The sequence below is a fragment of the Aquitalea denitrificans genome (genome assembly GCF_009856625.1).
In the GTDB taxonomy this organism is placed as follows: domain Bacteria; phylum Pseudomonadota; class Gammaproteobacteria; order Burkholderiales; family Chromobacteriaceae; genus Aquitalea; species Aquitalea denitrificans.
Genome location: NZ_CP047241.1, coordinates 1,184,731 through 1,207,185 on the forward strand (window position 1 = coordinate 1,184,731; position 22,455 = coordinate 1,207,185).

General features: G+C 61.6%; 21 protein-coding genes. 6 read left to right on the forward strand and 15 right to left on the reverse strand.

Going from position 1 to position 22,455, the window contains the following annotated elements:
* Positions 1–51: 51 nt before the first annotated feature.
* The 14 genes from GSR16_RS05435 to recA all read right to left on the reverse strand — a co-directional run bounded on the left by GSR16_RS05435 (position 52) and on the right by recA (position 15,215).
* Positions 52–786, reverse strand: coding sequence for a proteasome-type protease (locus GSR16_RS05435; RefSeq protein ID WP_159875509.1), 735 nt, complete (start codon positions 784–786; stop codon positions 52–54).
* A gap of 46 nt (positions 787–832) precedes the next feature.
* Positions 833–1,621, reverse strand: coding sequence for a transglutaminase family protein (locus GSR16_RS05440; protein ID WP_159875510.1), 789 nt, complete (start codon positions 1,619–1,621; stop codon positions 833–835).
* A 36-nt stretch (positions 1,622–1,657) separates the two neighbouring features.
* A complete protein-coding gene (locus GSR16_RS05445; protein WP_159875511.1) occupies positions 1,658–2,590 on the reverse strand; it encodes an alpha-E domain-containing protein in 933 nt (310 codons plus the stop codon).
* A complete protein-coding gene (locus tag GSR16_RS05450) occupies positions 2,584–4,029 on the reverse strand; it encodes a circularly permuted type 2 ATP-grasp protein (RefSeq protein WP_159875512.1) in 1,446 nt (481 codons plus the stop codon). Before GSR16_RS05450 ends, GSR16_RS05445 begins: the two co-directional genes overlap by 7 nt.
* 338 nt (positions 4,030–4,367) lie before the next feature.
* Positions 4,368–4,730, reverse strand: coding sequence for a roadblock/LC7 domain-containing protein (locus GSR16_RS05455; RefSeq protein ID WP_159875513.1), 363 nt, complete (start codon positions 4,728–4,730; stop codon positions 4,368–4,370).
* A 49-nt stretch (positions 4,731–4,779) separates the two neighbouring features.
* Positions 4,780–5,412 (reverse strand): roadblock/LC7 domain-containing protein, encoded by a 633-nt coding sequence (locus GSR16_RS05460; protein WP_159875514.1) that lies wholly within the window; start codon positions 5,410–5,412, stop codon positions 4,780–4,782.
* Positions 5,413–5,414: 2 nt separating this feature from the next.
* Positions 5,415–5,957: a GTP-binding protein gene (locus tag GSR16_RS05465; protein ID WP_159875515.1), complete on the reverse strand. Its 543-nt coding sequence runs from the start codon at positions 5,955–5,957 to the stop codon at positions 5,415–5,417.
* Positions 5,958–5,975: 18 nt separating this feature from the next.
* Positions 5,976–7,412: a hypothetical protein gene (locus tag GSR16_RS05470; RefSeq protein ID WP_159875516.1), complete on the reverse strand. Its 1,437-nt coding sequence runs from the start codon at positions 7,410–7,412 to the stop codon at positions 5,976–5,978.
* Positions 7,413–7,423: 11 nt separating this feature from the next.
* The gene (locus GSR16_RS05475) at positions 7,424–8,941 is read right to left on the reverse strand and encodes a hypothetical protein (protein WP_159875517.1); all 1,518 of its coding nucleotides are present in this window, start codon (positions 8,939–8,941) and stop codon (positions 7,424–7,426) included.
* 11 nt (positions 8,942–8,952) lie between these two features.
* Positions 8,953–9,720, reverse strand: coding sequence for an oxygen-binding di-iron domain-containing protein (locus GSR16_RS05480; protein ID WP_159875518.1), 768 nt, complete (start codon positions 9,718–9,720; stop codon positions 8,953–8,955).
* A gap of 361 nt (positions 9,721–10,081) precedes the next feature.
* On the reverse strand, positions 10,082–10,825 hold the full coding sequence (locus GSR16_RS05485; protein WP_159875519.1) for a substrate-binding periplasmic protein: 744 nt from the start codon (positions 10,823–10,825) through the stop codon (positions 10,082–10,084).
* Between the two features lie 95 nt (positions 10,826–10,920).
* Positions 10,921–13,554, reverse strand: a complete 2,634-nt coding sequence (gene alaS, locus GSR16_RS05490) for an alanine--tRNA ligase (RefSeq protein WP_159875520.1) — start codon at positions 13,552–13,554, stop codon at positions 10,921–10,923.
* 134 nt (positions 13,555–13,688) lie between these two features.
* The gene (gene recX / locus GSR16_RS05495) at positions 13,689–14,150 is read right to left on the reverse strand and encodes a recombination regulator RecX (RefSeq protein ID WP_159875521.1); all 462 of its coding nucleotides are present in this window, start codon (positions 14,148–14,150) and stop codon (positions 13,689–13,691) included.
* A gap of 15 nt (positions 14,151–14,165) precedes the next feature.
* Positions 14,166–15,215, reverse strand: coding sequence for a recombinase RecA (gene recA / locus GSR16_RS05500; protein WP_159875522.1), 1,050 nt, complete (start codon positions 15,213–15,215; stop codon positions 14,166–14,168).
* 160 nt (positions 15,216–15,375) lie between these two features.
* On the opposite strand from recA, the gene hrcA reads away from it, so the two are divergent.
* The 6 genes from hrcA to recR all read left to right on the forward strand — a co-directional run bounded on the left by hrcA (position 15,376) and on the right by recR (position 21,055).
* Positions 15,376–16,392: a heat-inducible transcriptional repressor HrcA gene (gene hrcA, locus GSR16_RS05505; protein ID WP_159875523.1), complete on the forward strand. Its 1,017-nt coding sequence runs from the start codon at positions 15,376–15,378 to the stop codon at positions 16,390–16,392.
* Between the two features lie 31 nt (positions 16,393–16,423).
* Complete coding sequence (gene mltB, locus GSR16_RS05510; protein ID WP_159875524.1) at positions 16,424–17,476, forward strand: lytic murein transglycosylase B; 1,053 nt, start codon at positions 16,424–16,426, stop codon at positions 17,474–17,476.
* A gap of 74 nt (positions 17,477–17,550) precedes the next feature.
* Complete coding sequence (gene dnaX, locus GSR16_RS05515; protein WP_159875525.1) at positions 17,551–19,554, forward strand: DNA polymerase III subunit gamma/tau; 2,004 nt, start codon at positions 17,551–17,553, stop codon at positions 19,552–19,554.
* Position 19,555: 1 nt separating this feature from the next.
* Positions 19,556–19,894, forward strand: coding sequence for a YbaB/EbfC family nucleoid-associated protein (locus GSR16_RS05520; RefSeq protein ID WP_103523444.1), 339 nt, complete (start codon positions 19,556–19,558; stop codon positions 19,892–19,894).
* Between the two features lie 88 nt (positions 19,895–19,982).
* Positions 19,983–20,384 carry a GFA family protein gene (locus GSR16_RS05525; protein WP_159875526.1) on the forward strand — a complete coding sequence of 134 codons (402 nt, stop codon included), beginning with the start codon at positions 19,983–19,985 and terminating at the stop codon, positions 20,382–20,384.
* Between the two features lie 41 nt (positions 20,385–20,425).
* Entirely contained in the window at positions 20,426–21,055 is a 630-nt protein-coding gene (recR, locus tag GSR16_RS05530; RefSeq protein WP_159875527.1) for a recombination mediator RecR, read from the forward strand.
* An 18-nt stretch (positions 21,056–21,073) separates the two neighbouring features.
* Here recR and GSR16_RS05535 read toward each other — a convergent pair whose 3' ends face one another.
* Positions 21,074–22,453, reverse strand: a complete 1,380-nt coding sequence (locus GSR16_RS05535; protein ID WP_159875528.1) for an aminotransferase-like domain-containing protein — start codon at positions 22,451–22,453, stop codon at positions 21,074–21,076.
* Positions 22,454–22,455: the final 2 nt, after the last annotated feature.

Sequence of the window (22,455 nt, forward strand, 5' to 3'; positions counted from 1 at the left end):
ATGCCGCATTATTACCGATCAGCCCCCTGGCTGACCAATCACGTTGTGGTCTTATTCCTTCCAGCGCATGGGCGGCAGGGCGGCAAAGGCTTCGCGCAAGGCTTGGCCCCAGCCGGTGTGCAGTTGCTGGAAGTAGGGGTCGTGTTCGGTAATGTGCTGGTGAATGCCGGGGCCGAAGTCGTCCTTGTCATAAACCAGCATGTCGATGGGCAGGCCGACTGACAGATTGCTCTTCATGGTGGAGTCAAAGCTGATCAGCGCGCATTTGGCGGCGTCTTCCACCGGAGTGTGGTAGCTGACCACCCGGTCGATGATGGGCTTGCCGTACTTGGCTTCGCCGATCTGGAAATATGGTGTGTCCTGGGTGGCTTCGATGAAATTGCCCTGCGGATAGATATTGAACAGCCGTGGTGCCTCTCCCCGGATTTGCCCGCCCAGCAGGAAGGAACAGCCGACTTCGATCTTGGACTGGCTGAGGGTGGGGCCGTCGCGCTCGACAATTTCACGCAGGGTATCGCCCACCAGGCAGGCGGCATCGTACATCGATGGCACGTTGAGGATGCTGCGCTCCTCCCCCGGCTTGCTGGCGCGCTGGCGCAGCAGGCTGACCACGCTTTGGGTGGTGGCCAGATTGCCGGCGGACAGCATCACCAGCAGCCGCTCGTCCGGCTGCTGGAAAAATTGCATCTTGCGAAAGGTGGACACGTGGTCCACCCCGGCATTGGTGCGGGAGTCCGAGGCAAACAGCATGCCGGACGCAAGATTCATGGCGACGCAGTAAGTCATGATGCAGCTACTTGAAAAGTGGAGTTAAACCAATCTAGCCGGCTTGTTACTGGCCGTCCAGCCAGACACGCGCCTGGGCGCTCATGCTTTCGGTGCCACCACCAAAACGCACGCCGCGCACCGGGCAGGCGTCCAGATAGTCCATGCCGATGGCCAGCTTGAGGTGATGCTCGTTGGCGGCTACGGCATTGGCCACGTCGAAGCTGTGCCAGGCACCGTCTACCCAGGCTTCGGCCCAGGCATGGCTGGAGACATGGTCGGTGGCGTGGGCCGGCGAGTAGACATAGCCGCTGACATAGCGCGCCGGAATCCCCAGCTGGCGGGCGCAACTGAGGAAGACATGGGTGTGGTCCTGGCACACGCCAGCGCCCTTGGCAAAGGCGGCGGCAGCCGGGGTATGGCTTTGGGTTTCGCCAGGCAAAAAGGGCATGTGCTCGCGAATGCCTTCCACCAGCGCTTGGAGCTGGGTGAGGCTGGGTATGGGCTGGCGGTAAGCGGCGGCAAAGCGGCGTAGGGCCTCGTCCGGGGTGGTCAGTTCGGTCTGGCGCAGGAAAAACAGTGGCGGCAGATCGTCGCTCAGCGGGGCGGTGACATCGGTCTCCACTGTGCCGCTGACCTTGATGCGGATTTCCTGGTGCGGGTAGTCCAGCGTCAGCACATGCAGGATGTTGCCGTAGCTGTCGGTACTGCGATGGGCGGCCACCGGCAGTTCCAGCTGCCAGTCCAGAATCTGCAGGCCGTTGCCGCCTTGCGGCGTCAGGCGCAGGTACTGGGTGCTGTGGCGTACCGGGCTGTCGTAGCGGTACAGCGTTTCATGACTGATGGCGAGTCGCATGGCTATCCCTTTCTGAAAATGAAAACCGGTCTGCGCTCAGGCAGCTTCCAGATAACTGTGGTGAATGGTGTTGCCCAGCAGGATGATGTCGCCGATCAGACTGTCCAGCGTCTGTTCCAGCCCGTCGGCAAAGATGTCCTCGATGCTGCTGTAGGTGAGCCTGGCCTGGATTTCGCTGGCGCGGCGGCGGGCGGCGCGGCCAGCCTGGCCTTCGATGCGGCCCAGCACCTTGTTGATTTCACCAAAGCAGGCGCGCAGGCTGCGCGGCATGTCGTGGCGCAGGATCAGCAGTTCGGCCACCCGCTCCGGGGTGATGCTGTCGCGGTAGATGTCGCGATAGGCCTCGAAGCCGGACACCGAACGCAGCAGCGCCGCCCACTGGTAGTAGTCCAGGATGTTTTCTGCTTCCGGCTCGTTGTCACTGATCTGCTTGGTTTTCACATTCAGGATGCGCGCGGTGTTGTCGGCGCGTTCGATGAAGGTGCCCAGCCGGGAAAAGTGGAAGGTGTCATTGCGCAACATGGTGCCGTAGCCTGCGCCACGGAACAGGTGCGAGCGCTCGCGCACCCATTCCAGAAAGGCCGAGGCGCTGCGGGTGTCCAGGCCTCGAGCCTGCCATTCGCGCATTTCCAGCCAGGTTCCGTTCACCTGCTCCCACATCTCGGTGGTGATTTTTACCCGCACCACATGGGCGTTTTCCCGTGCATTGCGCATGCAGTTGTAGATGCTGCCGGGGTTGTCGCCATCCAGCGCCAGATAGTGCAGCACGGCTTGCGGGGTGGGGGTGTGGTGATGGCGCAGAAAATCCGCCGTGCTGCCGGTGACATCCAGCGGCACCAGCAGGTCGTCCTGCGAGGACGCATGCAGCAGCGACATCTGCAAGCTGACATCCAGCAAGCGCGCGGTGTTTTCGGCGCGTTCCATATTGCGTGCCATCCAGTACAGGCACCCTGCCATTCGGCTTAGCATGTGATGTCCTCCTTCAGGATCCAGGTGTCCTTGGTGCCGCCGCCTTGCGACGAGTTGACCACCAGCGAGCCTTCGCGCAGGGCCACGCGGGTGAGGCCGCCGGCTACCAGCTGCACTTTCTTGCCCGACAGCACAAAGGGGCGCAGGTCGATATGGCGCGGCGCAATGCCGGATTCGACAAAAGTGGGGCAGGTGGACAAGGATAGTGTGGGCTGGGCGATGAAGTTGGCCGGGTCTTCCAGAATGCGCAGGCGATAGGCTTCGATTTCCGCCTGGGTGGCGGCCGGGCCAACCAGCATGCCATAGCCGCCGGCGCCGTGAACTTCCTTCACCACCAGCTCGGGCAGGTGATCCAGCACGTAGGCCAGATCTTCCGGCTTGCGCAGCTGCCAGGTGGGCACATTGTGCAGGATGGGTTCCTCGCCCAGATAGAAGCGGATCATGTCCGGCACATAGGGGTAGATGGACTTGTCATCCGCCACACCGGTGCCCACCGCATTGCACACGCTGACGCGGCCTTCGCGGTACACCGACATCAGACCCGGCACGCCCAGCATGGAGCCGGCATTGAAGGCCAGCGGGTCCAGATAGGCATCGTCCAGCCGGCGGTAGATCACATCCACCCGCTGCGGGCCGGAAGTGGTGCGCATGTAGACATGGCCGTTCTTGACGAACAGGTCCTGCCCTTCCACCAGCTCCACTCCCATCTGGCTGGCCAGAAAGGCGTGCTCGAAATAGGCGCTGTTGTACTGGCCGGGGGTGAGCACCACCACGGTGGGATTATCCACCTCGGCCGGTGCCACCGAGCGCAGGGTGTCCAGCAGCATATTGGGGTAGTGTTCCACCGGCGTGATGTCGTGGTTGGCAAACAGCTCGGGAAACAGCCGCATCATCATCTTGCGGTTTTCCAGCATGTAGCTCACCCCGGACGGGGTGCGCAGATTGTCTTCCAGCACGTAAAAGCCGCCGTCGCTGTGGCGGATGATGTCCACCCCGGCGATATGGGCGTACACCTGGCGTGGCAGATCTATGCCCTGCATGGCCAACTGGTAGCCGGCATTGGTGAGAATCTGCTCCGGCGGGATGATGCCGGCCTTGAGGATGTCCTGCTCGTGGTAGATGTCGTGCAGAAAGCGGTTGAGTGCCGTGACGCGCTGGATGCAGCCTGCTTCCAGCGTTTTCCACTCACTGGCGGAGATGATGCGTGGAATGGTATCGAACGGGATCAGCCGTTCGGAGCCGCTCTCGTCGCCGTACACGGCAAAGGTGATGCCGACGCGGCGAAACAGGGTGTCGGCCTCGCTCTGCTTGTCGCGCAGCCAGGCCAGCGGCGCCTGGTTAAGCCAGTTGGCGAAGTGCTGGTAGGACGGACGGGTGTCCTGATCCGGTGCCAGCATTTCGTCGTAGTGGGTGTGGTCTAGCGGTGTGATCCGGTGCATCGCGCATTCCCCCTTGATGGCTTGTGCAATGCATTACGCAATAAGCATGCCCGGCAAAGAGTAGCCGTTGTGGCCGGCAATACGGCAGGCTGTGGTGCAGTGTCGGAGCCCTTATGCACCGGATGCAGGCACTGTCAGGGTCGGAAGGGGGAATTACCATGTCGGGTGAAGACGGTGCTGCACCGCAATGAAACAAGGCGGCAAGGCGTGGTGCGCAAGCGGCCTGACAATGGTGCAGGCACAAGGCGGGCGGGCAGTGGCAGAGACAATGCCGGCAGCCACGGGGCGTGAGGCCCATCGCTGCCGGCTGGTCATGGCCCGAGGCCGGGCCGTGATGGTCAGAGGATTTCGGCAATATTGCGCGCGGCGCGCTTGGCATCCAGGAAAATCAGGCCCAGCTTGGCTTCACGCCGGGCAATCACGGTGAGTACGGCATCCTTGCCGGCATAGCTCATCAGGATGTAACCGTTATCGCCCTTTACCATCACCTGTTCCAGCTCGCCTCGCGTCAGCTCCTTGGCGGTGCGTTCACCCAGCGACAGCATGGCGGCAGCCATGGCACCAACCCGGTCTTCATCTACATCCTGCGGCAGCAGGGCGGCCATGGTCAGGCCGTCGGATGAGATGATGGCCGAGGCTTCGATATCGGCCGAGGCACCGTTAAGGTCACTCAGGATGGACTTGAGCATCTGTTCACGCATGGTTTTCTCCAGTGGGTATTCTGTGGCCCGTATCGGGTCTGCTGTTTATTCAAGCGTAACGACGGCTGAGCAATTCGATCAGCGTCACGAAGTGTTCGTCCTGCAGGCGCGGGATGCCGCCGATCACCAGCACGAAAGACTGCTGCCCGACATGCAGGGGGAAAAATCCCAGCTCACTCTGTCCGGCAGGATTGCTGACCGACCAGGCCAGGCTGCTGATGTTGAGGTTGTTCTTCAGCAGCAGGGCGTGGCGACGGTTCAGCGACATGATGTCGCCGGCCAGGGCGGCGATTTCCTCGGCGGATTCGTGATGAAAGCCCGCCGTGGCGTAATACAGACCGTTGTCGTCGGCCAGCAGGGCCCGACCGTTGTCCGACAGCGCGGCCAGCAGCGATGGCAGCTGGCTTTCCAGATTGACTGCCAGCGAAGGGCGCGGCTCTTCGGTGCCGTGGACAAAGTCCAGTCGCTGCAGCCGGTATAGGGTCTCCAGTCCCTTGTCCAGGTCATTGTTGCTCCACTCGGTCAGCAGGGACTCGGTCAGCGGAACGGAATGGCCCAGCCGCAGAATCTGGGTCAGCAGCACGCGGGCGGCATCCTGTTCCGGGCTGGACACGGCATAGTAGGCCCCGGCCGGGCTGGCAATCGGGTACAGCGCGTCCTTGAGCGAAAGGTTGTCTGACATGATCAGCTTTCCAGCCCGGGATCAATGGAGAACAGCAGGGCCAGCACCAGCTTTTTGACGTCCTCCCGGGAGCGGGCATCAATTTCGAAAATGGGTGGCCGCATGTCAAATTTTTCCAGCAGGGCGGCATAGGTTTCGATGCTGGGTGTGGCGCGCATATCGGTCTTGGTGACACCGATCACCAGTGGGGCGTCCTTGAGCATGTCGCGGAAGGCGTTCAGAAAGAACTGCAGATCCTTCACCGGATTGGTACGGGTATTGTCCAGCAGCAGGATCAGACCGATGCCGCCCTGGCTGAGGATGTCCCACATGAAATCAAACCGCTCCTGGCCGGGTGTGCCATAGAGATGGACCTTGGTGGTTTCATCCAGCATCAGCACGCCGTAGTCCAGTGCCACCGTGGTGGTGTCCTTGCGGTTGAGTGTCATGTCAGACGCACGGGCATCGGTGGTAACCGGTGCAATATCGCTGATGGCACCGATGGCCGTGGTTTTGCCTGCGCCGACCGGGCCGGCAAAGATGATCTTGTTATCGTAAGCACGCATGGATTCGAGTTTTCCTGTTTACAGGCCGATGACTTTTTTCAGCAAGCGGGACAGCAGGTTGCCACTGCCCGGTGCCGGTTTCACCATCGCTGCGCCGGGGGCGTTGCTGGTGTTGTCGCTGCTGGCGGCTTCGGCCTTGGCGGCGGGCCTTACCGGCTCGGTGGTGATGACCGACAGATTGCCGCTGCGGTTGGGGAGGTCGAGAATCCCGATGCCGTAGGCGGCAGCCAGATAGTTGAACAGATGTTCTGGCGGCACCTTGAGCAGGCGGGTGATCAGCTTGAGATTGACCGGGGTCCGGGTGAGGAAGGCGGTAATGCGCATGGCTTCCGGAATGGGAGCCAGCCGGGTCAGGTTAGGCCAGAAGCGCAGGCGGATCGGGGTGTCGGCACTGATGCCACGCATCAGGCGGCCCTGACAAGTCCAGATGGCCAGCTGCCAGGCCAGGGTTTGCGGGCGAAGTTCCTGACTGACCGTTGGCAGGGGTTCGTTGGCATAGGCTTGCTGATCCACATCCTGGCTGGGGGCCGCGCACAATGCCTGCAGGCTGTCCAGCGGCTGCAGCAACAGAGCTTTGTCCTGTGCCGGCAGCAATACCAGTACCGGTATTTCCCTTACTCGTACCACGGCAGCACTGCGCTGGCGCAGCAAGCGGGCCACCATGCCGAACAGGCCGGCATTGGGGTCGAACCGGGCAAAGCTGATTTTGGCGTAATCGACCTTGCTGGCATCAAGGTGCGGTTCTGCCGTCGCACTGGCCGGACGTTCCGGAGGCAGCATGCTGCGCACCACGTTTACCTTGTTGTCGTGGTTTGCTGCGGTGCTGTCCGTTACTGTCTCGGCATCTGGCAAATCCATTAACTGCGGCAGGTCGGATGCAGGTGCCACTGCGGCATTCTGCAGGGCTGCCGTGGCGGCGCGGTGAGCCTCCTGGGACTGGGTGATGACCTCGGACAGCGTCGGTGCCACGCTGGCGACATAGGCGGCGGCTGCGCTGATGGCCTCTGGGGCTGCCGCTGCGGCAGGTCTGGTTTGCGGCGTCGTAAGGCTGACTTCATGGTGCAGCGCTACCGTGGTTGCCTGCATGGTTGCGCCGGGCCGCGGACGCTGTGTCTTGCCGAGCAGTTCGCGCATTTGCGGGAACAGGGTTTCAATCCGGACCGGTTTGCGCAGTACTGCTGCCGGAGCTTCTCCGGGAGGTGTGGTGGTGACAATCAGTGCCGGCAGGTGTGGATGTTCGGCCCGAAAATCATGCCAGGCATTCCAGCCGTCTACGCTGTCGACATCCACAATGGCCAAATCGGGTAGCTGGCCGGGGGCTTCATCCAGCAATTGGTAAAGCTGGTGCGAATGGTGCATGCGGAACGCCATGCGAAATACCGACAGCTTGCGGGGGTCCATCCCCACGGGCAATACGGTGACGAGTTGAGGCTGGGTGGTGTTGCTAAGCATCATGGTCTGGTTTCTCAGGCCGCAAGACGTTGCTGGTTCAGGCGTTGCTGCATGGATTGCACGAAACGGCTGAGCATGGCGGTAATTTCATCTGGCGGGTTGGCCAGCCGCTCGCGAATCTGTCTGGTCAGCCAGGTGAAGCGGGCCAGATCGCCCAGGTGTTCGTACAGTTTGAGCAAGGGCGGATATAGTTCGGCTTCGGCCGGGCTGGCCAGAATCGCGGTTTCCAGCGTCTGGATCGCCATGTCTATCTGGCCGAACTCGATGAATTCTTCCGCTTCGGACAGTGCGTTGTTCAGCGGTGATGCCGTGTTTTCGGCCTGTCTGGAGGTAACCAGCAGCAGCGGTGCTGCCGGTTGGCTGATCGGAGTGATGTAGGCGAAACGACGTCCGATTTCTTCCAGTTCTAGTCGGTCGGGTTGGCTTTCCAGTGCCAGCAGGACCGGGTGTTCGCCCAACTGGCAGCCCAGCTGGAACAACTGCTGTTTCAGGCTGTGACCGGCATTGCCGATACCGACATGAAACTGCCACAGATAGCGGCAGAACAAAGACAGCCGGCGCGTCATGTAACAGGCGCGCAGGGTGTCAATCAGACGCGACAGCGATACACCTTCTTCGCTGGCCATGTCCTGCAGTGCCGGCAGGGCAGCAGCCGGTTCGTGACAGGCCAGCAAGATGCTTGCCTGACGCGGGCGCGGCAGCATGGTGGTGAGCAGGGTGATCTCGCGGGGGCTGAGTGGTGCCAGCTCGGCACGGCCTTCCACCAGCGGGACGCGTGGCAGATGGGCCGCCAGCTGTACAGCTTCTATGGCGGACACTGCCGGCTGGCCCGGTGTCTGTACCACGGCGCGCAGCAGGATTTCCTCATGACCTGCTGCCGGCAGATGATCGCCCAGTTGCTGGTTGACTTCCTCTATGCCCAGGCCCAACCGGCTTTCTGCCAGTACGCGCAGGGACAGGTTTTGCGGGTCTTCCTGCAGGCCGAGAAACACGGCGTCGGTCAGTTGCTGACGGTCCAGCATGCTGCGCTCGTGCAGGCGCTCCAGCATGTCGCTGTAGTCGTCGATCCAGCGCAGGGCCAGATACAGTTCGGACAGGCGCTTGAGCTGGCTGGGTGCATTGATCGAGCTGCCATCCACATAGCTGCGTAGTGCAATGGCCGCCTGTTCCAGGTAGCCGAACTCCAGGAATACTTCGATTTCGGCCAGTACGTCCAGATCATCCACTTCATAGCTCAGGGTCTGCTCATCGGCATCATCCTCGTCCAGGCTGGTATCGTCCTCGGCATCAGCTGCTACTACAGGAGTTGCTGGCTGGATCATGGCCTGTTCGGTGGCTGACGGTTGCGGTCGACGGATGACTGCTTCGGGCAGTAATTGCGGCTGATGGCTGGTGTCGGTTGTGGTCGGCCCGGACTGGCGGCGCAGCAGGGTGATCAGCAAGGTGCCGATCAGCAGCAGCAATACGGCGCTGGCCGCCATGGCTTCGGGAGAGGCGCTCAACTGGCTTAGCAGGGCGGCGATGGTGTCCATGGGCAGCAGGCTCAGTCCAGGGTGAAGTCAGCAGCGGTGATCAGGTCCGTGCCGCATTCCAGGGTTTCAAACCAGTCAAGGAAGCGTGTCACCATTTCCTTGCCCTTGAACGAGCCGCCATGCTGCGGAACAATCCACTCTATATCCAGCTGGCGGACCATCTGCACCCACAGCCGGCAGGCTTTGTTATTGGTCATGTAGCGCTTGTGAAAGCCCAGCATGTGACTGTCGATCAGGTGGGCATCAAAATCGACCACCGGCTTGCCGGCATTGTGGCCATCCATCAGCGATGCGCCGATGTCGCCGGAGAACAGGATTTTGCTGAGCGGATCGTAGATCTGGAAGAAACCGACGGTATGCAGGTAATGTGCCGGAATGATCTTGAGCGTGGAGCCACCCAGGGTGATGTCCATGCCGCGTGGCGGAATGGGAATCAGCCGGCCTTCGGTGGCACCGCGCATGCAGAAGTGGGGCAGAAAGCGCACCCATTCCTGGGCAATGATGATCTGGGCATCGGTAATCAGCAGCCAGCCATTGGCCGAGGCGATGATGTCCGGGTCCTGGTGAGAGGCAAAGATATAACGGGTATGCGAGGGCAGGAAATAATCGGCCAGCTCGGCAATCAGGTGTTTGTAGGTAAGGTTGCCACCCGGGTCCAGCAGCATGCCGTCACCTTTGTCGATGATGGCAAACTGGTTGGACTGAATGCCTTCACCTTGTACCAGTTCGGTAAAGGCGACGCATTTGTGATTGCCGTCATCATAAAGCACCAGGGCCATGGCTGTTCCTTGCGTAAGGATTGCCGCCAGAACACGGGTTTTAGCGGCAAATCTGCTGACAGGGCGTAACTCGGCATGAGTATGCTTGCCGCTGTCATCAAGACTTGTGAGAAGGTGTTTATTATTTTCATTTGGCTCTAAATCGTTTTGATATGAGTCAAGGATGACGAAAATGCAGGCTGAATATTTGTTTGGAATATAAGAAAAAATGCACTGTGAAATGTGCATGTGTTTTCAGTTACTTCCTGTCGCAGCCACGTACGGTGGCCATGCTGCGGTTGTGATGCAGTGGCCTGTGGGCGGGGTGGCACGTGGTGGGTAGTTGTGACAGGCAGAGGCGGAGAATGGCTTGCTGCGGTGCTTAGTGAGCGTGCGGTGGATGCATGGCTTCGGTGATGGCTTGGATAATGCGAGGGTCGGTAGCGGGGTTGGCGGCCAGATACAGCGGATCGCCCTGCGGCAGGCTGAATATCGCCTGGAATTGTTGTTCCGGGACTTTCAGCTTGGCCAACTGACTGCGTAGCTGGTCCGGGTCGGCAATCAACAGCTGGGCAGCACCGCTTTGCAGCAGACGCGGGCATTCCTGCTGGCTGTTGGTGGTGATGTACTGGCTGCCTGGCGCAAAACCGGACTTGACCAGAAACTCTTCCTGCACATCATGATTGCCCACACATACCTTGCAGCAGCTTTTCACTTGCTCCAGTGATTGGGGTGCAATGCCGGTTTCGCCATTCAGGCGGTAGAACACCCTTTGCATATGACCAATCTGGCCCAGCCAGACAAACAGGTTTTCGCGGGTATTGGTACGGGCGATCGAATAAATCAGCGTGTTGGGGCGGGTGGCCGCCACGCGGTAAGCCCTGGCCCAGGGCAAAACCTGGAAATTGGCCTTCAGGCCGGCGCGGGTCAGAATATCCTTCACCAGCTGGGTACTGCGCCCGGCGACATTGCCCTGGGGGTCGATGGTGCTGAGCCAGGACGAATTCTCGGTGACCACCAGCAGTTTGCCGTCAGCAAGTGCTGCTGGCGACAGGCAGGCGCACAGCAGGAGCAGCCAGGGTAGTCGCTGGCGCAGCAATGACAGGCGGGAGCGGAAGACGGTCATGCGCAGTGCTCTCCGGTTGGCAGGGTGGTTATAAACACTATAAACGACAAAAGCCGCAGGGTTGCCCCTGCGGCTTGCTTGCGGCAGCTTACAGCTTACAGCTTGCCTTCCAGCCAGGACGGCAGGCTTGCCAGTGCTGCGGCCAGGTTTTCCGGCTGGGTACCACCGGCTTGGGCCATGTCCGGACGGCCACCGCCCTTGCCACCCACTTGCAGGGCAACCTGATTCACCAGCTCACCGGCCTTGACCTTGCCGGTCAGGTCCTTGGAGACGCGGGCAATCAGGCTGACCTTGCCGTCGGCCACGCAGGCCAGCAGAGCCACGCCGCTTTCCAGCTTGTCCATGACCTTGTCGCTCATGTCACGCAGGGTGGCGGCATCGATATCCTCGATCTTGCTGATCAGGCAGGCCACGCCCTTGATGCTTTGCTGCTGGCTGGCCAGCAACTGGTCGAGCTGACCCAGAGCCAGTTGGCCCTTCAGCTGCTGAGCCTGTTTCTGCGCGGCTTTCAGTTCGGCCTGCAGTTTTTCCAGCTTGGACAGCAGTTCACCCGGCTGGGCCTGGGCGATGGCAGCAGCGGCTTTCAGTTCGCCATCCTGCGCCTGCACCAGCGCTACCGCACCTTCACCGGTAACGGCTTCGATACGGCGCACGCCAGCGGCCACGCCGGTTTCGGCGATGATCTTGAACAGGCCGATGTCACCGGTACGCTTGACGTGAGTACCGCCGCACAGCTCGGTGGAGAAATCGCCCATTTTCAGCACGCGCACGGTGTCGCCGTACTTCTCGCCGAACAGGGCAATGGCACCTGCCTTGATGGCGTCGTCGTAGGACATGTGGCCCACGCTGACTTCCACGTTGTGAATCACCACGCGGTTGACGATGCGTTCCACTTCTGCGATCTGCTCGGCGGAAACCGGCTCGTTGTGGGCAAAGTCGAAGCGGGCACGTTCCGGGTTCACCAGCGAACCCTTCTGCGCCACGTGTTCACCCAGAACATGACGCAGGGCGGCATGCAGCAGGTGGGTGGCAGAGTGGTTACGCGCGGTGGCGGCACGCTTGTGCAGGTCGATGGTGGCGGTAACGCTGTCGCCCACCTTCAGGTTGCCACGTGCCAGACGGCCCTTGTGACCGAATACCGCAGCCTGCACCTTCTGGGTGTCGGCCACGTCGAACAGCGCAGCCACGCCGCCCTGAGCGGATATTTCGCCCACATCGCCCACCTGACCGCCGCCTTCGGCGTAGAAGGCGGTATTGTCCAGTACCACGATGCCTTCGTCGCCGGCTTCCAGCTGCTGCACGGCTTCATTACCCTTGTACAGTGCCAGTACCTTGGCATCCACGCTGGTGGATTCGTAGCCGTTGAACACGGTGTCAGCACCGCTATAGTCCACATTGCCGGCCATCTTGAAGGACGAAGCAGCACGGGCGCGTTCGCGCTGGGCTTCCATTGCCTTGTCGAAACCGTCCTGATCGACTTCCACTTCGCGTTCACGGCAGATGTCGGCGGTCAGGTCCAGCGGGAAGCCGAAGGTGTCGTACAGCTTGAAGGCGGTTTCGCCATCCAGCACCTTGCTATTGGCCGCCAGGGCGGTTTCCAGCAGGGCCATGCCCTTGTCCAGGGTTTCGGCAAAGCGTAGTTCTTCCTGGCGCAGGGTGTCTTCGATTTCGGCCTGCTTCTGACGCAGTTCCGGGTAGGCCTGGCCCATTTCCTCGGCCAGATCGGCTACCAGTTTGTAGAAGAACAGACCCTTCTGACCCAGCTTGTAACCGTGGCGGATGGCACGGCGGATGATGCGGCGCAGTACATAGCCACGACCGTCATTGGACGGAATCACGCCGTCGGCAATCAGGAAGGAACAGGCGCGGATGTGGTCGGCAATCACCTTGAGCGACGGCACGTCCATGCTGAAGGCCACGCCGGTTTCGCGGGCGGCGGCTTTGAGCAGGTTCTGGAACAGGTCGATCTCGTAGTTGGCGTGTACGTGTTGCAGCACGGCCGAGATACGCTCCAGGCCCATGCCGGTATCCACCGATGGCTTGGGCAGCGGGTTCATCGCACCGGATTCGTCGCGGTTGAACTGCATGAACACGTTGTTCCAGATTTCGATGAAGCGGTCACCGTCTTCTTCCGGGCTTCCCGGCGGGCCGCCCCAGATGTGTTCGCCGTGATCGTAGAAAATTTCGGTACACGGGCCGCAGGGGCCGGTGTCACCCATTTGCCAGAAGTTGTCCGAAGCGTAGGGTGCACCCTTGTTGTCGCCGATACGGACGATCTTGTCAGCCGGAACGCCGATTTCCTTGTTCCAGATGTCGAAGGCTTCATCGTCGGTGGCGTACACCGTCACCATCAGCTTGTCCTTGGGCAGCGCCAGCCATTGTTTGCCGGTAAGGAATTCCCAGGCAAAGTGGATGGCATCGCGCTTGAAGTAGTCGCCGAAGCTGAAGTTGCCCAGCATTTCGAAGAAGGTGTGGTGGCGGGCGGTGTAGCCCACGTTTTCCAGGTCGTTGTGCTTGCCGCCGGCGCGTACGCATTTCTGGCTGGTGGTGGCGCGGGTATAGGGGCGCTTGTCAAAGCCGAGGAACACGTCCTTGAACTGGTTCATGCCGGCGTTGGTGAACAGCAGGGTGGGATCTTCCCACGGTACCAGCGAGCTGGAGGCTACGACCTGGTGGCCTTTGGAGGCGAAGAAATCCAGGAATTTCTGGCGAATTTCGGAGGTTTTCATGTCGGTTTCGTCAAGATTGAATACATTGGTAGCGGCGTGGGACAGCGCCTTGTGGCCGTTACGGTCATGCCCGATTGTGTCAAGCCGCAGCAAGGCTGGCAAGGGTCATGGCGCGGCAACTGCCTGTGGCGGAACTAGTCGTCCGGGTCGCCAGGAAAATCGTCGTCGTCGCCACGGCCTGACATCACCTGACGGATGATGTCCATGCCAAATCCGCGTGCTGCCAGAAACCGCATCTGTTTTGCCCTTTCCTGCGGCGTGGTGGCTACGCTGCCAAACTTCTTTTCCCATTGCTGCCGGGCCAGATTCAGGTCGTCACGGTCTTCCAGCACACTGGCGATATCGTCACTGCTGACTCCGCGGTGACGCATTTCCTGCTGCAGGCGGCGGGTGCCGTATTTCTGGCCGCGGCTATCGGTAAACTGGCGGGCAAAGCGGCTGTCGGACTGCCAGTTGCGCTCGGCCAGTTCGTCCAGCAGGGTGGCGAGCTGTTCCGGACTTTCGGCAAACGGCGCGAGCCGCCGCTCCAGTTCCCGCCGTGTATATTCGCGGCGGGACAGGAGATCGACGGCTCGCGCCTTCAGGCTTTTTTCCATCGGCAAGCCGGTTGCTTATACGTCCAGTACGTCGTCAGCCATGTCTTCGGCGTCGTTTTCGGTAATTTCCACCTTGATGCCGACAGCTTCGCGGATCTTGGCTTCGATTTCCTTGGCGATGGCCGGATTGGACTTCAGCCATTCACGGGTGTTGTCCTTGCCCTGGCCGATTTTCTGGCCGTTGTAGGCATACCAGGCACCGGATTTTTCGACGAAGCCGTGCTTGACGCCCAGTTCGATGATTTCGCCTTCGCGGCTGATACCTTCACCGTACAGGATGTCGAAGTCGGCCTGGCGGAACGGGGGCGATACCTTGTTCTTCACCACCTTGACGCGGGTTTCGTTACCGATTACCTCGTCAGCCTTCTTGATGCCGCCCACGCGGCGGATGTCCAGACGCACCGAGGCGTAGAACTTCAGCGCGTTACCACCGGTGGTGGTTTCCGGGTTGCCAAACATCACGCCGATCTTCATGCGGATCTGGTTGATGAAGATCACCAGGGTGTTGGTACGCTTGATGTTGGCGGTCAGCTTGCGCAGCGCCTGGCTCATCAGGCGGGCTTGCAGGCCGACGTGGCTGTCGCCCATTTCGCCTTCGATTTCAGCCTTGGGTACCAGGGCGGCAACCGAGTCGATCACGATGACGTCAACACCGCTGGAGCGTACCAGCATGTCGCAGATTTCCAGTGCCTGCTCGCCGGTGTCCGGCTGGGAAATCAGCAGGTCTTCCACGTTTACACCCAGTTTTTGGGCGTAGATCGGGTCCAGCGCGTTTTCCGCGTCGATGTAGGCGCAGGTGCCGCCCAGCTTCTGGGCTTCGGCCACGGCCTGCAGACACAGGGTGGTTTTACCGGAGGATTCCGGGCCGTAGATTTCCACGACACGGCCGCGCGGCAGACCGCCTACACCCAGCGCCAGGTCCAGGCCCAGCGAGCCGGTGGATACCACTTGCAGGTTTTCGTTGATCTGGTTGTCGCTCATGCGCATGATCGAACCCTTGCCGAACTGCTTTTCGATCTGGGCAAGGGCTGCCGCCAATGCGCGGCTCTTGTCTTCTGACGCCATGCTGTCTCCAATTGCGTGTAGTGGAACCGATAGATGGGGGATTATCGCACAAAGGCAAGAGCCGACAAATGCGAAAGGCGGCTTGAAATGACACCAACACGCGCAACATGGTATTCATGGAGAGGCTGGCCGGAATCGTCTGGTCGGGTAAAATGAGAGCATGATGAACGAGCGCGCACAACGACTGCTGAAAACGCTGATCGAACGCTATATTGCCGATGGTCAGCCGGTGGGATCAAAAACCCTGTCCATGCTGTCGGGCATGGAACTGTCATCTGCTTCCATCCGCAACATCCTGGCCGACCTGGAAGGCATGGGGCTGATTGCCTCGCCGCATACCTCGGCCGGGCGCATTCCCACCGCCAAGGGTTACCGGCTGTTTGTCGATCACCTGCTCACCATCCAGCCGCTGGAAGAGCTGGCGATGCGCGAGCTGGAAAGCAGCCTGCAGCCGGACAGCCCGCAGCGCATTGCACAGGCGGCATCCACGCTACTGTCTGATCTCACCCATTTCGCCGGCGTAGTGGTGACACCGCAGCGCTCCGACGTGGCTTTTCGCCAGATCGAATTTTTGCGGCTGTCCGAGCGCCGCATCCTGATGATTCTGGTGACGCTGGATGGTGATGTGCAGAACCACTTGCTGAGCACCGAGCGCGACTACAGCCCGGCCGAACTGGTGGAAGCCGGCAACTTCATCAGCCAGCACTATGCCGGCCAGGGCCTGAGTGCCATTGCCAGCCGCGTGGCGGTGGAATTGCGCGAACTGCAAGGCAATATCACCGAGCTGATGTCGGCGGCGGTGCGCTTTGGCCAGAGTTCGCTGGGCAGCCCCAGTGATGCGGTGGTGATCGCCGGCGGGATGAACCTGCTGAATGTGCGCGATTTGTCGGAAGACCTGTCGCGCCTGCGCGAGCTGTTTGCCACTTTCGAGCGCAAAACCGAGCTGTTGAAACTGCTGAACCAGGGCCAGGATGCCCAGGGCGTCAATATTTTCATCGGCGAGGAATCCGGCGTGATGACGCTGGACGAATGCTCGGTGGTGACCGCGCCCTATAGCATCAATGGCATGGTGGTGGGCACGCTGGGGGTGGTCGGCCCCACCCGCATGGCCTACGAGCGGGTGATTCCCATTGTCGACATTACTGCGCGGCTGGTTTCCAGCGCGCTCTCTTATTAAGCCGCACTGGCGGCAATACACGGAATTTCCGATGAAACGATTCTTGATGGCCGCCGCGCTGGCTGGCGGCGTGATGTCTTCCCTGGCCCAAGCCGATGCCGCCTTGCTGGGCCGGGCGGACGTGCAGCGCTATATCGACGAGCAGGTTGCCAGCGGCAGCTTCAACCGCCCGGAGCTGGAAGCGGTGTTTGCCAATGTGGAACTCAAGCCCAACATCATTGCCATTCTGGACAAGCCGGCCACCTCGCGGCCCTGGTATCAGTTTCGCGGCAGCTTTTACAACGAGCGCCTGCTGAAAAACGGCGTGGCCTTCTGGCAGCAGCATGCCGCCACCTTGCAGCGCGCCGAGCAGGTGTATGGCGTGCCGCCGGAAATGGTGGTGGCCATTCTGGGCATTGAAACCAATTACGGCCGCAACACCGGCAGCTTCCGCCTGGCCGACGCGCTGACCACCATCGCCTTCAACTACCCGCGCCGTGCCGAGTACTTCCGCGGCGAGCTGACCGAATTCCTCAAGTTGTCCAAGGAGGAGGGCATAGACCCGCTGTCGCTGAAAGGCTCCTATGCCGGTGCGATGGGTCTGCCGCAATTCATGCCGTCCAGCTTCCGCAAATGGGCGGTGGATTTTGACGGCAGCGGCCACCGCGACATCTGGAATAACGTCGACGATGCCATCGGTAGCGTGGCGCATTACTTCCAGCTGCAAGGCTGGCGTCATGGCGACGACATCATCATCCCGGCTGCGGTGCAGCCGGGCGTGGATATCAGTGCGCTGGTGGCGGACAAGTTCAACCTGCACCTGACGGTGGGCGAACTCAAGGCGCGCGGCATCCTGCCGCAGGCCCAGGTGGCGGACAACGTACAGGCCGTGCTGGTGCCGCTGGAAACTGCGCCGGGGGTGACTGAATACTGGCTGGGGCTGAACAATTTCTACGTGATTACCCGCTACAACAAGAGCACCCTGTATGCCAAGGTGGCGCAGGAGCTGGCTGGCGAGTTGCGCCTGCGTTACCTGAATGCCCAGGCCCTGCAATCCGCCCAGCCTGCCGCCGCCCAGCCCGAAGCGTCGACCCCGGCCCAGTAAGGCCAACCAGGCTGGCGGGTGCTCCTGTCAAAAGGAGTCGCCTTGCTGGCCGATTGCCATTAAAATCCGCCCCCATGAGCTATCAAGTCCTTGCCCGCAAGTGGCGTCCCAAGCGCTTTGCCGACCTCGTCGGTCAGGAGCACGTGGTGCGCGCCCTCTCCAATGCCCTGAAAGAAGAGCGGCTGCATCACGCCTATCTGCTGACCGGCACCCGCGGGGTGGGCAAGACCACCATCGCACGCATTCTGGCCAAGAGCCTGAACTGTGAGACCGGCACCACCGCCGAGCCTTGCGGTGAATGTTCCGCCTGTCGCCAGATCGATGCAGGCCGTTTTGTCGACCTGCTGGAAATCGACGCCGCCTCCAATACCGGCATCGACAATATCCGCGAAGTGCTGGAAAACGCGCAGTACGCGCCCACCTCCGGCCGCTTCAAGGTGTACATCATCGACGAAGTGCACATGCTGTCCAAGAGTGCCTTCAATGCCATGCTCAAGACGCTGGAAGAGCCGCCGGCCCACGTCAAGTTCATCCTGGCCACCACCGATCCGCAAAAAGTGCCGGTGACGGTGCTGTCGCGCTGTCTGCAGTTTTCCCTGCGCAACATGACGCCGCAGCAGGTGGCCGGCCATCTGGCCCATGTGCTGCAAGTGGAAAACGTGCCGCACGAAAGCGCCGCGCTGGCGCTGCTGGGCCGTGCCGCTGCCGGTTCCATGCGCGATGCGCTGTCGCTGCTGGACCAGGCCATTGCCTATGGCATGGGTGACGTTCGGGAAGACGGCGTGCGCGCCATGCTGGGCGCGGTGGACCGCCGCTACCTGTTTGTGTTGCTGGACGCACTGGCATCCGGTGATGGCCCGCGCCTGATGGCCGAGGCCGAACAGCTGGCGCAGCGTGGCATCGGCTTTGACAGTGTGCTGGCCGAAATGGCCGTGCTGTTGCAGCAACTGGCCATGGCGCAAACCGTACCCACGGCGATTGCCGATGACGAACCCGAACGCGAGGCATTGTTTGCGCTGGCCAGCCTGATTGGCCCGCAAGACGTGCAGCTGTACTACCAGATTGCCATTCATGGCCGCAAGGATCTGGCACTGGCCCCGGACGAGCATGCCGGTTTCAGCATGACGCTGTTGCGCATGCTGGCCTTCCATCCGGTCAACGCCCAGCCTGAGAGTGCAGCCGCGCCGCGCAGCAATGCCGCGCCTGCCGCACATCGCCCGGCACAGGCCCCGGCCAGTGCGCCAGCGGCGGTAACTGCGGCCGAGCCGGGCACCGATGGTTCCGCGGCTGCCCGCGCCTTGCTGGCGGGCCTGGCCAATCGCAAACCGGCCAGCCGTCCGGCCGAACAGCAGGCTTCCCCGGCGGCCGACGCCGACCCGGAACCTGCGCCCCGGCCTGAGCCTGTCACACCGCCGCAAGCGTTGGTGGAGGCGGTAGCCAAACCGCAAGTTGCGCCCGCTGTCGTACAGCCGGTTGCTGTATCCGCGCCTGCTGAAGAGGCGCTTGAGGCTGAAGATCAGGCGACCGAGGCGGACAGCGAGCTGGAAACCGCCGCACCATGGGACGAAGGGGACGAAGGGGACGAAGGGGACGAAGGGGACGAAGGGGACGAGGGCGATGCCGACGATGCGCTGCCTGCCTATGCCATGGCCGAAGAAGCCGAGCTGACGGAGACGGTGGCCTATCAGTTTGATGGCGATTGGGGCGCGCTGGTAAGCCTGTTGGGGACCAAGCTGGGCGCAGCCCGCATGCTGGCCCATAATGCAGTGCTGAAAAACTGGAGTCAGTCGCGGCTGGAGCTGGCAGTGCCGGACAGCTTCCGTCACATGGCCACGCGCGACTATCAGGAAAAACTCAAGGCCGCGCTGAGCGAGCAATTTGCTCAGCCGGTCGAACTGGTGGTGACAATCGAGGAACTGGGGCTGGAAACACCGGCCATGCAGGGTGCCCGTCATCGTCAGGAACAACTGGCCCAGGCCCGACAATGCCTGGAAAACGATCCGGTGATCCAGCAACTGGTGCGCGAAATGGGCGCCACGCTGGTGGCGGAAACGATTCAACCTTTGCAGGAGTTGTGACATGTTCGGTAAAAACGGTATCGCTGGTCTGATGAAGCAAGCCCAGCAAATGCAGGAAAACATGAAGAAGGCACAGGAAGAGCTGGCCACGGTGGAAGTGGAAGGCCAGTCCGGTGCCGGCCTGGTGAAAATCGTCATGACCTGCGGCCACGATGTAAAGCGCGTGTCCATCGACGACAGCCTGCTGGACGATGCCAAGGAAGACAAGGAAATGCTGGAAGACCTGATTGCCGCCGCCGTCAACGACGCGGTACGCAAGGTGGAAGCCACTTCCCAGGAAAAAATGTCCGGCTTTACCAACGGCCTGAATCTGCCGGCTGGCATGAAACTGCCGTTCTGAGCCCGTTACCGTCCGGCGGGTGCGGCCATGCGCCGCTGCTTGCCGCTGACGGTTGATGCGTGCTGTCAATCAGACTCCGGGAGTCAGTATGGAGCAGGTATTGCAAGGGCGTTGTCTATGTGGAGCGGTGCGCTATCAATGCCATGGCCGCCCCTTGAGCGTGACGTACTGTTACTGCAAGACCTGCCAGCAGGCCAGCGGCGCACCAGTGTATCTGGGGGCGCTGTACCCTGCCGGTGCCGTGCGCTGGCAAGGCAGAACCACCGCCTACCGCTCCTCGGCGCTGGGTCTGCGTCATTTCTGTGGGCAGTGCGGTTCAACCCTGTTTTATGAATGTACCGATGGCAGTGGGCGGGTGGAAATCACCGTTCCCACGCTGGAAACGCCAGCGGTATTGCGGCCTGACTGCCATGAATGGACGGCCAGTGCCATTCCCTGGTTTCACCTGGACGACGACTTGCCGCGTTACCCGCAGGGCGGGCCGGACTGAAGCCGGCTTACCTTCCCTTATTCTTTCCTGCTTGTTTGCCGATGAAAAACCCACCCGCGCTTGAACAATTGATTGCTGCCTTGAAAGTGCTGCCCGGTGTCGGCCCCAAAACCGCCCAGCGCATGGCTTTCCATTTGCTGCAACGGGACAAGACCGGGGCGGACAAGCTGGCGCGGGCGCTGGATCGGGCGCTGAACCATCTCACCCATTGCGAGCGCTGCAATACCTTCAGCGAAACCCCGCTGTGCAGCATCTGTGCCGACCCGGAGCGCAGGCCGGACCAGCTGTGCGTGGTGGAAATGCCGGCCGACCTGATGACGCTGGAGCAGGCCAAATGCTATCAGGGCCTGTATTTCGTGCTGATGGGGCGTATTTCGCCGCTGGACAATATCGGCCCCAAGGAAGTGAATCTGGACAAGCTGATGGTGCGGGCGCTGGACGAGGTGGTGGAAGAGGTGGTGATTGCCACCAATTTCACTTCCGAGGGCGAAGTCACCGCCCACATGATTGCCGAGCTGCTCAAGGGCCGTGGCCCCAAGGTGTCGCGCATTGCGCGCGGACTGCCGGTGGGCGGAGAGCTGGAATACGTCGACTTGAGCACGCTGGCGCAGGCCGTGTACGAACGCAAATCGCTGACCGCCCAGTCCGACCCGTCCACCCCGCCGGGCTGAGCGTTACGGCAAGCGCTGTCACTCCATGGCTTGCCGCAGCAGTGCGCCTAACAGGGCAACCCCTTCGCGCTGGTGCAGCGGGTCGAAAAAGCTGAAGTTCAGCCGCAAGGCATTGGCCGCGACCGGGTGCGGGTAGAACAGCGTGGCCGGCGCATAATGTATGCCCTGTTCGATGGCCAGCGGCAGCAAGGCCGCACAGTCCAGCCCTTCCGGCAACACCACCCACTGGAAATAGCCGCCTTCGGCGCGCAGCAGACGGCTGCCCACCGGGAAACTCTCCATGATTTGCTGCACCATGGCATCGCGCCGCTGCCGCAGGCTGGCGCGCAGCCGCGTCAGCATGTCGCCGTGCTGGCCGGTGGACAACAGCCGTGCCAGCGCCATCTGGCTGGGCAAGGGCGTGCCCAGCGAGCTGCACAGCTTCAGCCCGCGTACGGTGTCGCTCAAGCGCCCGGCCGCAATCCAGCCTACCCGATAGCCCGGTGCCAGCGATTTGCTGAAGGAAGAACAGTGCAACACCGTACCGCTGCGATCAAAGGCCTTGAGCGGGCTGGCCCCCTGCTTGCCGAAGTACAGTTCGCGGTAGGTGTCGTCCTCGATGATGCACACCCGGTATTGCTCGGCCAGCGCCACCAGTGCGCGCTTTTGCGCTTCCGGCATGATCAGGCCGGTGGGGTGCTGGAAATTGGCCATCAGCACGATGCCGGCCGGGCGCTGCTCACGCAGCATGTCCTCCAGTGCATTCAGGTCCAGGCTGCCTTGCTCGGACAGTGCCGCCGGCAGGATGGCAATGCCCAGATGGCGCAGCTGTTCCAGCGCAGCTGGGAAGGCGGGGGTGACCACTACCATGCTCTGGCTGCCGGAGGCACTGACTGCGGCGCGCATGGCCAGGGTGAGTGCTTCCATGCCACCGCAGGTAATCAGCAGCTCGTCCCCGGCCAGTGCAATGCCCTGACTCAGATAATGCAGCCCCAGCTCGCGGCGCAGGCCGTCAAAGCCCTCCAGCGGTGTGCTGGACAGGGCGTCGCGGTAATCCTGCAAGGCGCGGCCCAGCGCCCGGTTCATCGGCGTGGTGTTGATCAGCGCCGGGTTGATGAAGGGGCAGCCCCAGGGCATGGGCAGGGCGGTGGTCAGGTGTTCCATGCGCAGGGTCTGCGGGGCAGCGGCTTCGGCTGGTGCCGTGCGCGTTGCCGGTGGACACACGCGGAAGCCGGAGCGCGGCAGCGCCTGCAGCAAGCCCTGCCGCTCCAGCTCGGCATAAGCGCGCTGGGCGGTGGTGAGGCTGACGGCATGGTCCTGGCATAGCTGGCGCAAGGAGGGCATGCGGTCACCGGCGCGCAGCTGTCCCTGTTCGATGGCGTGGCGGAACAACTGTGCCAGTTGCTGGGTTTTGCTCATGG